Source organism: Weissella thailandensis (assembly GCF_005405465.1).
In the GTDB taxonomy this organism is placed as follows: domain Bacteria; phylum Bacillota; class Bacilli; order Lactobacillales; family Lactobacillaceae; genus Weissella; species Weissella thailandensis.
In genome coordinates this window covers 1-14250 of the sequence record NZ_BJEC01000015.1, presented here as the reverse complement: position 1 = coordinate 14250, position 14250 = coordinate 1, and the positions used below count along the sequence as shown (strand labels likewise).

Below are 14250 nucleotides of genomic sequence, written 5' to 3'. Positions count from 1 at the left end.
TTCTAGTGATTTAAAGGCTCCAGCTTTCAATAGCTGGGGCCTTTTTATTTTTAGAATAATAAAAACTACGGAGAGGATAAGGTATTGAATTATGAATAGATATTTTTATCATACTACCCTATTTGAAAAAAATTTAATAAAACATATCCGGGTAAGACTATAAGCCAAAAAATATGAAGCCTCATAGATATTATTAATTTACTTATTATAGGAGAGAGTTTATATGGAAAATTTGTTGTTTTTCTGCTTTGTCATGGCAGCAATGTTTATTGGTGAATGTATTTCAACCAGGACTAAATCATGGATACCATCTATTTTTGTTACTGCACTCATTTTTTTAATTGGATTTTGGACAGTATTACCAAAAGATTTAATTGCAAAAGCATCCTATAGTACCCCGTTTATTAATATCTGCATTGGCCTACTATTAGTTCATCTAGGGACCTTAATGAATTTAAAAAAATTACTACAACAATGGAAAGCAGTCTGTATCGCACTAATTGGCGTTGCTGGTACGATGTTACTAACACTATCCATCGGGTTAGCATTTTTTGGTAAAAACTTAGTTTTAGCTACCGTGCCCACATTAACTGGTGGACTCGTATCAGCCGCTTTGATGACTCAGGGAATCAAATCTGTCGGTTTAACTGCAATTGTTGCTTACCCTGTGGCAATGTTTGTTGTACATCATATTGTTAGTTTTCCACTGATTTCATTAATGCTTAAACAAGAAGGTCATCGTTTACAGAAAGTTTATGCAAATGATCCCACTAAAGCCCAGGCAAGTGTTATCAACGACAAAACTGACGAATCTAAACGTCATCAATTCTTTAGCTTCGGTAAGGATTATGAAACATCTGCTTTCATCATGGCTAAAGTGGCACTAATTGCGGCAATCAGTTATTGGATAAGTGATTTGGTAGGCGGATCAATTAATGCCAATGTTTTATGTTTGATATTTGGTGTTGTTTTCCACGAAATTGGCTTTTTAGATGATAATGCGATGAACAAAGCCGGTGTTTTCAACTGGCTAATGTATGGTTTATTAGCATATATTTTGGCCGAATTGAATGCGACAACACCCCAAACAATTGGCCAAATCTTGCTACCAGTAATCACTCTCATTGCCTTGGGTCTCATAGGAATGTTTATTGCATCATTCCTATTAGCTAAACCCTTTGGTATGTCTCGTCAGATGGCGTTTGCTTGCTCGTTGACTGCTTTGTGCGGTTTCCCTTCGGATTATATTCTAACCACTGATGTCGTTAACAACTTAACAAAAGACAAGCAAGAACAAGTATTCTTACTAGATAACATGTTGCCTAAGATGCTGGTCGGAGGTTTTGCTACCGTTTCAGTAGCTGCCGTATTTGTCGCTTCTTTCTTTCTAAAAATGTTGTAAAAAGGAGGTTCTTATGAATCAAGAAAACATTTATCAATACGCTGAAAAAGAACTTAAAAAGGATGCTGATTTTTTTCGAATTCAGAGTGTGTCCGCACAAAATAAAGGTATTCAAGAAGGTGTAAACTACTTAACCACAACGTTTAAACAATTAGGTGCAAGTGAAGTGAAAGTCTATTCAGAATATCGCAATCCTGTTGTCTATGCCTTTTTTAAAGGGCACAGTGATAAAACATTATTGTTTTATAACCACTACGATGTCCAACCGGAAGATCCGATTGACGAATGGGAAACTGACCCATTTGAACCTACTTATAAAGATGATAAAGTATATGCCCGTGGAATCTGTGACGACAAAGGAGAAATAGTCTCGAGATTAGCAGCAGTACGTTATTATCAAGAAAACGGTGGTTTACCTTGTAATGTGAAATTTATGATTGAAGGAGAAGAAGAAATCGGTAGTCCCAATATAGATAAGTATGTTCAAGACGCTACCGCTGATTTAGCATGTGATGCGTTGATTTGGGAAGGTGGTGGTATGGATGAAGATAATAACTTTCAAATTATCGCTGGCACTAAGGGAATCACCTCTTTTGATGTGGATGTAAATACAGCCACATCCGATGCACATTCTTCATTAGCAGCTTATCTGGATAACGCTGCTTGGCGGTTAGTTCAAGGATTAGCTAGTTTATATGGGCCTGACCGCCAAATTAATGTTGAACATTTTTATGATGGCATTGCACACTTGAGTGACTACACCCAAAAACAAATCGACACATTAGAACAACATTTTGATACTGAAACAATCATCGATACTTTTGGTGTAACTAATGGAAAATTGCCAGTAAAAAAGCCTTTCTATGCCGTAATGAATGAACCTACAATGACTATTAATGGACTAAGTGCCGGATATGAAGGAGCTGGTGTTAAAACAGTTATTCCAAGATACGCTAAAGCCAAGTTGGATTGTCGATTAGTACCAGGCCAAGACCCTGAAAAGATAGCTTATTATATTCAAGAGCAATTGAAACACAATGGCTTTGGTGATTTGCAAGTCCATTTTAATTTATCAGAAGATGCTCATCGGACACCCCTAGAAACCGAGTTTGTACAACAAAATTATAAATTAGCTCAGGAACTATTTGGTAATAAAGTAGCATTAATCCCAAATCAGCCAGGTGCTGGTCCTATGAGAGCATTTTATAATCATTTACAAGTACCAATCGTCGGTTTTGGTATTCATTACAGTGGTAGTACGCCTCATGCGCCAAATGAAAACATCCGTATATCTGACTTCAAGCAAGGTACTTATTATTTGGTAAACCTAGTTCAGAAATTTGCGGAGGAATAATTAAAGTTAATAGTTAAAACACAAATGGTCGGTAAACTTGCTATATAGCAAATTTACCGACCATTTTTATCAGCTCATCAAATTAATAATATAAATACCTATTCGACAAGTACACATACGCTCTTTATTTAGTATCACTTACCTTAACCTTTTACAGATATGAAAAAAGGGAGCACCAACCTATGGATGCTCCCGCAATTTTAAAACAACTTAAATAATTTAATTTTTTCAGCAACCATTGAATCATTTACCACTGAATACAGGAAAATCACTTGAATCGCCATAGTCTTTAAACTGTGGTAAATTCTTTAAAATTTCCATATCTGCCGCATCAATTTTAAAATCAACAGCCGCATTATCAGCAATATGCTCTGGGGTCTCACTCTTAGGTAATGGCAAAGTTCCCAACTCTAAACAATAGCGGATTGCCAATTGTGGGACTGACACTTGATACTTAGCCGCCATTTGTTTGATTTGTCCATTTTTCAAGATTTCACCATGCGCCACTGGCGAGTATGCTTCAACTAAAATATCATTTTGCTTGGCTTGTTCTAATAAATCGAAAGACGTGTTTCCAATGTGTGTTAACAATTGATTCACTGCCGGTTTGATTGAGCCATTTTCTAAAATATTAGTTAAATCAGCTTGTTTAAAATTTGAAACACCAATTGCTCGGACCTTGCCATCTTGAACAGCTTCTTCCATAGCACGCCAAACTTCTAGGTTCTCTTTAAAATAATGATTTTCTCCATGAAATTCAGCCCATGGCTCAGGTGCATGAATCAACAATAAGTCCACATAATCCAATTCTAATTTTTGCAAAGATTCATCAATTGAGTTTTTGACAGTTTCATAATCTTTAAATTCAGCTTGCACTTTAGTTGTCACAAAAATTTCATCGCGATTAAGTCCACTGGCCTTTAATCCAATGCCCACACCTTCCTCATTACCATAGGCTTGTGCGGTGTCAAAGTGACGTTACCCAAGTTCGGCTGCCTGTTGAACTGCTGTTGCTACCTTATCATTGTCAATCAACCAAGTTCCAAAACCTAATTTTGGGATTTGAACACCATTATTTAGCGTGTACTTTTCATTTAAGATTGTCATCTTGCCGCCTTTCTTATTTAATCAGCTACCACTAACTTAGCGTATTCCTCATCCGTAACTGGCTCTAACCATTCTGATTCACCTGTCGTAATAGCCAAGTGACTGAACCAAGAATTTTCCGTGGCACCATGCCAGTGCTTGACGCCATCATGTGCTATCACAACATCTCCTGGTTTTAATAATTGTGCCGCTTTACCTTCTTCTTGATACCAGCCTTCACCACCAGTAATCAATAAAATTTGACTACCATGATGATGAATATGCCAATTATTGCGACAACCAGGTTCAAAAGTAACATTGCCGACTGGCACACTAACGTCTTTTCCAGGGATTACTAACGTATTGTTATAGCTTTGTCCAATAAAATATTGGGCGTAAGCATCATTTTTTGGTCCGGTTGCAAATACCCCAGGTTGTTCAACTTTTTCTAATGTCATATTCTCTTCCTTATTTTTCTTGCCAAATTTCTTTTGCTCGATTAAAAGCTGACCAAGCTTTGGGCCAGCCTGTATAAAAGGCTAAATGAGTAATTTCAGCGACAACTTCTTCTTGGGTAATACCATTATTTTTTCCAATTTGTAAATGAGCAGATAATTGTTCAGTATTTCCCGTAGCAATCAGCACTGCAATCGTTATTAACGAACGATCATGCGCAGACAACTCATCTTCTTTGCTCCAAACTTCCCCAAATAAAACATCATCATTCAAGTGGGCAAATTGTGGTGCAAAATCACCCAATTGTTCTTGCCCAGCAGTTTGTTTCTTAGCCATAACTAATTCCTCCAATAACTTACCTAGGTAAAATCTTAACTGTGGCACTTACTGGTCCCGCTTGTAACATAGGTGGTAAATAAGGACTATCTTGATACTTTTTTTGATATGCCGCATTGATTTTTAAATCTAATTCATTGCTACCAGCTGCATCGATAAAATTCACTTCGAATTCTTCACCAGCTATTTTGATTTTACCGGCCCCTTGTGCCATAGCTGATTGATACCATCTTGAATTTTGGCCATTATAAGCTCGCACATATATATCATTGTCGACAACAACTGACCAAATCCATGTTGGCGTACCATAAGTCTTACCATCCGCATAAAATGGTGACACGTGTAAGTCGTCAGCACTTGTAAATTTGTCCAATTGCTCTGATGTCCACTGTAAAGTCATTTTTCATCCCCCAATTCTTAGTATCTGTAGCAAGCATACTACTTAAAGTACACTTTAAGTCAAAGTAAACGATTGGCAGTTATTCCTGTATAATATAAACTAAACCCAACTTTAAGAGGTGTATAAAAATGAATTATTTATCTGATAATAAAAAATATACTATCGGCGAATTTAGCCGTAAATTTAATTTACCAACTTCCACCTTACGATACTATGAAACAGAAGGTTTGATTAAACCGCAAAGATTTCCTAATGGCCGTCGTTACTACACGACAGAAGATATTAGCTGGCTTAAATTCTTGAATCATTTAAAAGGTACTGGTATGAGTGTTAAAGAGCTTAAACAATATATTATCTGGCGCGAACAAGGAGATAGTACCATTCCACAGCGTCTTGAACTTTTAAAGACTACCAAGAATGATTTTTTAAACGAATTTTCAGAAATACAACATCATCTACAAATTTTAAATGACAAAATTAATTGGTATGAAGCAAAAGAAGCTGGCATTTCTTCTGAAGATGAATCCTTTGCTGACTATCTGCAAAAATTAGGGCATCACGAATAAAATAAGCACTTGGCTACTCCCTATTCAAACAACTTCCACCACAATTTAATTAGGTAATTGCAACTTTGCTTAATTTCCCCTATAATATGTAATCGTGGTAGCAAATGTATATGGTAGTGTAGCCAAGTGGTAAGGCAATGGTCTGCAAAACCGTCATCACGGGTTCGATTCCCGCCACTACCTTATTAAAAAAGGACAAACTGACAGTGTCGCGTCAGTTTGTCCTTTTTTATTTAATTCAGTACTTGTTGCCAAATAGTTGCCATTTTCGATTCTGCAAATGCTTGTGCTTTATCATAAGCAGCAACCGACATTTGGGTCCATTGATCATCATCAAGTAACAACTCGCTTACTTTTTGAGCCATTACCAGATTCGATCCATCTGGGACGACGTAACCATTAACCCCATCTTCAATCAAGGCATGGGCCCCATATGGTACATCAAAGCTAACACTTGGAACCCCATTTCCCATTGCTTCAACCAAGTTCATCCCCAAACCTTCGCCAACGGATGTTTGTAGGATAACCTGCGCTTGCTGATAATCTTTTTGTAGATCCGTACTTGGCACATAACCACCAAAAGTAACGTGATCAATAACTTGTAGTTTTGTTGCCAATTCCTGCAAGTCATGCATCATTTCTTGTGTCGCTGCATAACCGTAATAAACCAGCGTTGCATCTGGCACATCTTTCACTACCCGTGCTAAAACTCGTAACGCTTGTTCTGGGCGCTTTTCAGGTGATAGCCGACCAACATACAGTAATTGATGTGGCTGGCGCTCTGACAGCGTCACACGTGGCTGTGCCAACGTTTGTTCATCAATCACAACATCTGGCGCCACTTTGATAGTCAAGCGTGGGTAACGGGTCTGTAAATCTCTTTGTTGCGCCAACGTTGACACCAAGATTGCTGTAAATGCTCCCCCATAGCGCTCTAATACATTGATATAGGCAGGATATAACTTACCACGTACGGGATGTTTCGTATCGCCAGTATGAATATCATGCAAATAAGCGAATTTATGAGTCGTTCCCTGCACCCCAGCCACAATATGATCCAAACCACGCCGATCTGAAATCAGTGTCGTATCAGGTTGCTGACGCGTAATTTCATTCAAAAAGAACAGGAATAATTGTTCCTCAGTGTTAAATCGGTAGTCATGACCTAAATAATTAATTAGCCTATACATACTTGGTAGTAATTGGCCATTAATATTCATATGGGTCACTTCCAGAACCGTTTCGCCGGATAAATTCAAAAATTTCTGCACAGCCAATCGACCATCTGGATGAAAGTAGTCAACAGATGACTTAAAGCCACGCCAATCAAAATTTTCACGCGCCGTCACATTATCAGCCCGATCGTAATACGTAATGTCATTAACTAAGCCAACAGTTGCCGGCATCACATTAATTTTCGCAACGACACGACCAGCATCTTCAAGGGTGGAATAATTTGGTCCATGACCAACAATATGGTACTTGTCAACGGGAATTTGTGATAACAAGCGTAATGGCTGTTCTTGACGCAACACATGAGTCGTTCCTTGAAAATAGTCATACATGTTCAATACTTCGTCAGTATTCAACCCGATGGCATTCGCATCCCGACTTAAAAAGCGATTATAATCTCGCGTCACGTATGCTGCTTGACCCAAGCGCCCTTGCTCCGCTCGTCGATTAAAGAACTTAACACGTTGGGCTTGCGCATGTTCAGTTCCCGAATTATAGGCAAATATATTTTCACTCACAAAATAATACATTAGAGTTGTCCTCCTCGATAACCTGGCATACCCGCAAGTTTAGCTGGCCAACTTTCTTTAGCATCCACTAATAATGATTGCCAGGCCGACCAAACAGAAGCTTCTGAATAACGCTCGGCTGACTCATACGCACCAGTCATATATTGTTCTGCTAGCTTTGGATCACGAAGAACTTGTAAAATTGCTTGTGCCAAAGCATTGTAATCACCGTATGGCACAACGGCACCATTAACCCCATCTTCAACAATTTCATTTGGCCCATAATTAACATCATAAGAAAAGGCAATTAACCCGTGGGAAATAGCTTCCATGATTGCCAAATTAAAGCCTTCCATACGAGAGGTCAAGCCATACATCATGGCTTCATTTTGCACCTGATCAATATCTGTCGTATAGCCTTTCAAAGTAACAACATCTGACAATTGATATTCGTCGATCACCTGTTCAACTTCACGACGCGCCTTGTAATTATCACTAGGATCAGGATAACCGTATAAGTCTAAGGTCACTTCAGGAAATTCCTGATGCACAAGTCCAATTGCCCGCACTAAATCATCAAGATGCTTTTCCCAAGCAATCCGTGCAAAAACAACCATTTTACCAAATTTACGCTCAGCTACTGGCACACGTGGTGCACCTAATAAACGGTCTGGCACAACACCCACAGGAATAGTAAATAACTTTGTTTTGGGTTGAAAACGTGCGCGAACATCAGCCGTTTGCTTGTGCGTAGCCGATACTACTGCATCATACCCATCAATATTATTCAATGAGAATTCATAATTATTATTCAGCAAAGGTGCTGCCGGATTTCGGGCATTCGCCGTATGCGCATTATGTAAGTGGAAAACCGTATACGCTGGCTTTTTCAGATGTAATAGTCCCCAATCACCCAAATGGGCCCGATCGGCAATGAAAACATTCGGTTGATCAAGCGACCAATAATCATCATTCAGGCAATCAAAGAAATATTTTGTCAGTTCAGCCAGAGTATCAAATTGATAAACCTGATTAGCACGATCAATCAACCGCCAACTTGTTTTATTGATTTCACCACTCATTGTATTTTTATGAAAGGCTTCAATCACAGTGCGACCAGATGGTGTTTGCCAAGTTTCAGTCCCAATTTTATTATCTGGCGTATACCACTGTTGTAATGAAATAAATCCTCGTGAATCATAATGGTCCACACGGTAAAGATTATTAAAGCCATCAAACCATTCAACAGATTTTACCTGACGATCGGCATCGACATTGTAGTTCACACGTGCAACAAGTTGCTCATTCGACTTCACTAAATAGCGGGATTTTTCTACATCATCAGCAAATTTGATGTTTAAAGCCCCAAATTCAATATCTTGAACTTGTAATTTTTTCGGCTCGATTTGTAGTGATTCTTGAAAATAATCAAACATATTAATTAATTGATTATCAACAATCCCCGCATCATTGGCATTGATATGGGCATTAGGATCCCAGTCACGTAACACGACCATGACTGGCTCATTATTTTTGTTGAATAAATCTAATCGCTTTAATTCAGCATGCTCAATTCCCGATTTTTGCTTCGGCATTGTTGCATTAATAAAAAAGTTCATTTGTTCCGCCTTTCATGGCTGATTGCTGAAAAAGTATCAACCACCATTGTTCATGTACTATGCAAATTGGGACCACAACTTAACAATTGCTTGTGTTCCTGCATCTGCTAACTTATTTTCATCTGCTAATTTTGTATACATCTGCTCAGCTAATGCGGTCATTGGTAGATCGATTTGCAATTTAGCAGCCTCATCTAATGCAATGCGTAAGTCTTTAATAAAATGCTTCACATAGAATCCAGCAGCATAGTCGTCTGCTAAAATACGTGGCCCATAATTATCTAATGACCAGTTTTGCGCAGCACCACCACCTAATGTCTGCAACACTTGATTAACATCTAGTTCAGCAGCACGTGCATAACTCATGGTTTCTGCCATCCCCAACATGGTACCAGCAACCATAATTTGATTAGCCATTTTTGCATGTTGACCACGACCAGCACCACCGAATAATGTGGTATCTTTGGCAATAACTTTAAAAATTGGTTGTAACTCATCAAAAGCTGCCTTTTCGCCACCAACCATAACAGTCAATGTACCATTTTTAGCGCCCGTATCACCACCAGATACTGGTGCATCCAAAACAGTCATCCCTTGTTTTGCACCTGCCTCAGCCAGTTCTTGCGCTAAGGTTGGGGTAGACGTCGTCATATCAACAACAATTTGTCCGGCATGGGTTCCTGCAAAAATACCCGTTTCGCCATAATATTGACTCGCAACATCTTTGGGATAACCAACCATCGTAATGACCACATCAGCAACTGAAGCAATTTGACGTGGTGAATCTTGCCACACAGCACCATGATCAATGACTGCTTGCGCATGTGCTTTGGTTCGATTATAAACAAACACATCATAGTTTGCCTGTAATAAATTATTTATAATGCCACTTCCCATAACCCCTGTACCGATAACACCAATTTTCATTTCAAATGCCCCCCTGTTTGTTATATTATTTCTATTTTACCTTGCTTATCTTAAAAAATAAAAATGAGAGCGAGATAAAAGTCGTTTTGAAGCTGTTGTGTAACGATGATTACGTTATTTTGACTCGTAGTGCAGCGAAGAGGCGGAATTGTGTAATCGTTGTTACATTGAGGCTTCAGACTTTTGGAACGTGTTTATACTATCAAAATTACAGACGTAACTTAATACATTTTTAGCAAAAAAATGGTCGGAACATTTATTTTGTTCCAACCATTTCGTACTTAAAATATATTAATCAGCAAACACAACCTGACCATCTTCAAAAGCTGCAATACGTGCCAAAGATTCAACATGAACCCCTTGATCATCTAACATCGCACGGCCCTTTTGGAACGTCTTTTCGACAACAATTCCAACGCCAACAACTTCAGCTTTAGCATCTTCAGCAATTTCCATCAAACCAGTTACTGCTTGACCATTTGCCAAGAAATCATCAATCAACAATACACGTTCACCTTCATGCAAGAAACGCTTATCGATCATCACATGATTTGTTTCTTGCTTGGTAAATGAGTAAACATCAGCAATGTATGATTCTGAAGATAGCGTAATTGACTTCTTCTTACGAGCAAAGACCATTGGCACCTGTAATGATAATGCTGCAAAAACAGCAGGCGCGATTCCTGATGATTCAACAGTCAATACCTTGTCTATCTTTTCATCTGCAAACAAACGCGCAAATTCTTCACCCAAAGCTTGCATTAATTCAGGATCTACTTGATGGTTCAAGAAATTATCAACCTTCAAAACATCTTCACCTAAAACACGGCCGTCTTGCTTGATGCGATCTTCTAAAATTTTCATGTCTGCTAATTAACCTCTTTCTCACGTCCTGGTAATAAAATATTCAATAATACAGCTAATACTGACGTTATAACAACTGAATTTTCAATAACTAATTTCACTAATTCTGGTAGATGTTGGAAAATTTGTGGGTACACTGTCACCCCAATTGCTGCACCAATCGAAATACCTGCAATCATCAAATTTCGTTCAGCATTAAAATCAACTTGCTTTAGAATCGTGATTCCTTGTACACCGATTGTACCAAATAGGATAATCATTGCACCACCCAAAACAGATGATGGAATAATCGTAGCTAGTGCGCCAAACTTTGGTAACAAACCAATCAAGAGCAAAATCAATACGGCATAATAGATTGGTTGTCGTGTCTTAACACCTGACAAACGAACCACCCCAACATTTTGTGAGAACGTTGAATATGGGAATGTGTTAAACAAACCTGAAAGGATAACTGCCAATCCTTCAGCACGATATCCCTTCGCCATATCCTCATTCGTTAGTTTACGCCCCGTTAAACCAGCTAAGGCGAAGTAAACTCCGGTTGATTCCATCATCGATGTTAGTGCCACAATCATCATCGTAATCATCGCTGACCAGTGAAATGTTGGTGTCGCTAAGAAAAATGGTGTTGGCATATGGAACCATGAAGCTTCAGCAACTGGTTGTAATGATACTTCTCCAAGAAGTCCTGCAAAAACCGTTCCCAGAATGATCCCCAATAAAATAGCAATTGATTTAATAAAGCCTTTGGCGAAAATAGTAAATAACAGAATAATCAATATGGTTACCAAACCAATTGATAAATTCGTCAAACTACCAAAACTTTTCGCTGCAGTGTCGCCACCACCCCAATTTTGGAAACCAACCGGAATTAAGGTAAATCCAATCACCGTAATCAATGACCCGGTCACCACTGGTGGGAAAAATTGACGTAGACGCGAAAACAAACCACCAATCAGAAAGACAAAAATACCGGCTGCTATCGTGGCACCATACATCGCACCAATCCCGAGTGTACTACCAATATTAATTAACGGTGAAACCGTTTGTACCGCTGAACCGATCACAACTGGCATTGCAATACCAGTATATCGGGTACCTTTAACTTGGAATAAAGTTCCAATCGCCGTCATAAAAATGTCAGCTGAAATTAAATACGCCATTTGTTGCGCATTAAAATGTAATGCTGCACCAATCAATAATGGTACTAAGATCCCACCAGAATACATTGCCAGAACGTGTTGCAACCCTAAAATCAGATTACGTAACTTGTTAAAACGTCCTGTCGATGTCCGTGTGTTCGACTCCATAACTTAACTCTCCTCCAATGTAGAAACAACACACGTAACCACTATCCCTATAGATATTTGGCAATAAAAAAGCACCCAAACACGCAAAAGCATGCAGAATGGGTGCATCAAAATATTAAAACACTATCGGTAGTCCATCTCTTGGGAGAAGGGTAGGAACTCGTTGGCCATTCTCCAACAATTATACCGACAGTGATTACGTTTCAATTATTATGTACTTAAATATAACAGACATTTCGTCATTTGAAAACATGATTATTCGGCATTAATGCTGTCTTGCTCACTTTTCTTATCTATTAGCGCTTTCATTCCTATAAGACCAAAGTAGTTTAAGTAAATTAGCGTCACACACGATGTCATAGCGATTATATTTCCTATGCTTTGTCAGTTAAAAAACATTGACAACAGGGGTTAAAGTTTTATATTTTATCCTGAGTGGAAAAAATATTGTGGGTTTATATTATTACTATCTAGTAATTAAGGAGGATTCGTGTGAAAGAATTTAAAATTCAAAGTTTTGTACTGATTTTAATCTCTTTTATCTTAGGTTTTAGTGAGTTTATTATTATTGGTATTCTTGATGATTTGGCAAAAGAATTTTCAGTTAGCGTGGCCACAACGGGCTATTTGGTGACCATCTTTGCCTTGGTTTATGCCGTGAGTACACCAATCATCACATCAACGCTTAAAAACAACTTATATCACGCCATGGTCGTTTTAGCGCTGATTTTTACATTCGGAAATGCCCTAACGATTTTTGCGCCAAATTATACGATACTTGTAATTTCGCGTATCATCGTTGCCATTGTTTCCGGATCGCTCCTGTCATTATCGATGACATTCGCAACCGTTATTGCCCCAATGCCCAAACGTGCTTGGTTAGTTAGCTGGATTTTTTCTGGTTTCAGTGTCGCATCAGTATTCGGGGTACCTTTAGGAACTTGGATCAGTACAACATTAGGTTGGCGTTTCACCTTCATCACGATTACCTTGCTCAGCATCATAACTGTATTCTTAATCATCAAAACGTTACCTCATAACTTGATGCAAGAGAAACAAGGTCACGTCCTACAACAATTTGTTATTTTCAAGGATCCCAGAATTTATCTCAGTGTCTTTATTCAAACTTGTAGTCTAGCTGGTGTATATGTCTTTTATACTTATCTACGACCAATTTTTTCAAAGACATTATCATTCAATCCGGGTGTGATTACGTTTTTGCTAACTATCTTTGGTGTGATGTCACTGATTAGTAATCAGGCAAGTGGCCGAATCGCCAACAATAAAGGCTTGCGTAGCATGCCACTACTTTACATCATTGAATTTATTGTCCTAATCACGATGCCATTATGGCTACAAAACACCTGGTTAGGTACAGTTGACATTATGCTAGTTGGTATTTTGATGTATCTTGTTAATTCACCACTTCAACTACACATTATGGGTGTTGCTGAAAATGATTATCCGCAATCACTTGTGTTAGCTTCTTCAATCAATTCAATTTTCTCAAACTTAGGTATCTCATTAGGATCTGCAGCTGGAGGTCTGGTCGTTTCAAACTTTGGCTTGAATAATGTAGGTATCGGTGGTGCTGCCTTTACTGCATTTGCCTTAATTTCAACGGTTATGTTGAACAAGGTTAATGCAGCACGAGGACCATTGTATTAAAAATAATTTAGCAGCTTATAATTAGTATTAATAAAAAGGGTTGGATGAACTGAACCCCAAAAATTGGAGAGAAGTTTAAGCAACTAGCTGGTCGGAAAGACTTCGGTATTGAACCGGAGTTTTTCCGGCCAGCTTTGTTTTAATCCGCTTATTGTTGTAGTAATAGATATAATTATTGACGGCAGACTTCAGCTCGTCATAGTTTTGATAATGGTTATTATGGACAGTTCCTACCTTCAAGATATGAAAGAAGCTCTCTGCCATAGCATTATCTAGACAGGTCGCTTTGCGACTCATACTTTGAAACACTTGGTTGTTCTGCAAACGTGAGACATATTCATAATTTTGATACTGGAATCCCTGGTCAGAGTGAATCGTCAAACGGTAATTTAATTTGGGCCTAGTATTTAATAGTTCATCCAGTGGTTTCGTAACGAAATCAACGGTTGGATGAAGATCAATATTCCAAGTGAGAATCTCACCACTATAAACATCAATATAGGCCGTAAAATATGCTCGT

Annotated in this window: 13 protein-coding genes, 1 tRNA gene, 1 pseudogene and 1 riboswitch; of the genes and pseudogenes, 5 read left to right on the top strand and 10 right to left on the bottom strand. The window is 38.4% G+C overall.

Going from position 1 to position 14250, the window contains the following annotated elements; all coding sequences use genetic code 11:
- Positions 1-223: 223 nt before the first annotated feature.
- Both FFM62_RS07385 and FFM62_RS07380 read left to right on the top strand, forming a co-directional pair.
- On the top strand, positions 224-1402 hold the full coding sequence (locus tag FFM62_RS07385) for a hypothetical protein (RefSeq protein WP_115471402.1): 1179 nt from the start codon (positions 224-226) through the stop codon (positions 1400-1402).
- A 13-nt stretch (positions 1403-1415) separates the two neighbouring features.
- A complete protein-coding gene (locus FFM62_RS07380) occupies positions 1416-2756 on the top strand; it encodes a M20/M25/M40 family metallo-hydrolase (RefSeq protein ID WP_115471403.1) in 1341 nt (446 codons plus the stop codon).
- Positions 2757-2999: 243 nt separating this feature from the next.
- On the opposite strand, the pseudogene FFM62_RS07375 reads toward FFM62_RS07380, so the two are convergent.
- The 4 genes and pseudogenes from FFM62_RS07375 to FFM62_RS07360 all read right to left on the bottom strand — a co-directional run bounded on the left by FFM62_RS07375 (position 3000) and on the right by FFM62_RS07360 (position 5034).
- Positions 3000-3863 (bottom strand): annotated as a pseudogene (locus tag FFM62_RS07375) (aldo/keto reductase).
- A gap of 17 nt (positions 3864-3880) precedes the next feature.
- Positions 3881-4300 carry a cupin domain-containing protein gene (locus FFM62_RS07370; protein ID WP_115471404.1) on the bottom strand — a complete coding sequence of 140 codons (420 nt, stop codon included), beginning with the start codon at positions 4298-4300 and terminating at the stop codon, positions 3881-3883.
- Positions 4301-4310: 10 nt separating this feature from the next.
- Positions 4311-4634: a carboxymuconolactone decarboxylase family protein gene (locus FFM62_RS07365; RefSeq protein ID WP_115471405.1), complete on the bottom strand. Its 324-nt coding sequence runs from the start codon at positions 4632-4634 to the stop codon at positions 4311-4313.
- Between the two features lie 19 nt (positions 4635-4653).
- Positions 4654-5034, bottom strand: coding sequence for a DUF2255 family protein (locus FFM62_RS07360; protein ID WP_115471406.1), 381 nt, complete (start codon positions 5032-5034; stop codon positions 4654-4656).
- Between the two features lie 128 nt (positions 5035-5162).
- Here FFM62_RS07360 and FFM62_RS07355 point away from each other — a divergent pair, with 128 nt between their 5' ends.
- Together FFM62_RS07355 and FFM62_RS07350 are read left to right on the top strand one after the other, a co-directional pair.
- Positions 5163-5600 carry a MerR family transcriptional regulator gene (locus tag FFM62_RS07355; RefSeq protein ID WP_115471407.1) on the top strand — a complete coding sequence of 146 codons (438 nt, stop codon included), beginning with the start codon at positions 5163-5165 and terminating at the stop codon, positions 5598-5600.
- Positions 5601-5712: 112 nt separating this feature from the next.
- Positions 5713-5783, top strand: a tRNA-Cys gene (locus tag FFM62_RS07350).
- A gap of 50 nt (positions 5784-5833) precedes the next feature.
- On the opposite strand, the gene FFM62_RS07345 is transcribed toward FFM62_RS07350, so the two are convergent.
- The 5 genes from FFM62_RS07345 to FFM62_RS07325 form a co-directional block, all read right to left on the bottom strand.
- The gene (locus tag FFM62_RS07345; RefSeq protein ID WP_115471408.1) at positions 5834-7363 is read right to left on the bottom strand and encodes a glycosyltransferase; all 1530 of its coding nucleotides are present in this window, start codon (positions 7361-7363) and stop codon (positions 5834-5836) included.
- Entirely contained in the window at positions 7363-8961 is a 1599-nt protein-coding gene (locus tag FFM62_RS07340; protein WP_115471409.1) for a glycosyltransferase family 4 protein, read from the bottom strand. Before FFM62_RS07340 ends, FFM62_RS07345 begins: the two co-directional genes overlap by 1 nt.
- Before the next feature lie 57 nt (positions 8962-9018).
- Complete coding sequence (locus FFM62_RS07335; protein ID WP_338117873.1) at positions 9019-9912, bottom strand: NAD(P)-dependent oxidoreductase; 894 nt, start codon at positions 9910-9912, stop codon at positions 9019-9021.
- A 267-nt stretch (positions 9913-10179) separates the two neighbouring features.
- Positions 10180-10752 (bottom strand): xanthine phosphoribosyltransferase, encoded by a 573-nt coding sequence (locus FFM62_RS07330; protein WP_115471411.1) that lies wholly within the window; start codon positions 10750-10752, stop codon positions 10180-10182.
- Between the two features lie 5 nt (positions 10753-10757).
- Positions 10758-12062, bottom strand: coding sequence for a nucleobase:cation symporter-2 family protein (locus tag FFM62_RS07325; protein WP_115471412.1), 1305 nt, complete (start codon positions 12060-12062; stop codon positions 10758-10760).
- Between the two features lie 110 nt (positions 12063-12172).
- A riboswitch (purine riboswitch) is annotated at positions 12173-12271 on the bottom strand.
- 283 nt (positions 12272-12554) lie between these two features.
- Between FFM62_RS07325 and FFM62_RS07320 the strand changes: the two genes are divergently transcribed.
- Entirely contained in the window at positions 12555-13730 is a 1176-nt protein-coding gene (locus tag FFM62_RS07320) for an MFS transporter (RefSeq protein ID WP_165845922.1), read from the top strand.
- 75 nt (positions 13731-13805) lie between these two features.
- On the opposite strand, the gene FFM62_RS07315 is transcribed toward FFM62_RS07320, so the two are convergent.
- On the bottom strand, positions 13806-14250 hold a 445-nt coding region (locus FFM62_RS07315; RefSeq protein ID WP_137604536.1), incomplete at its 5' end, for an IS3 family transposase.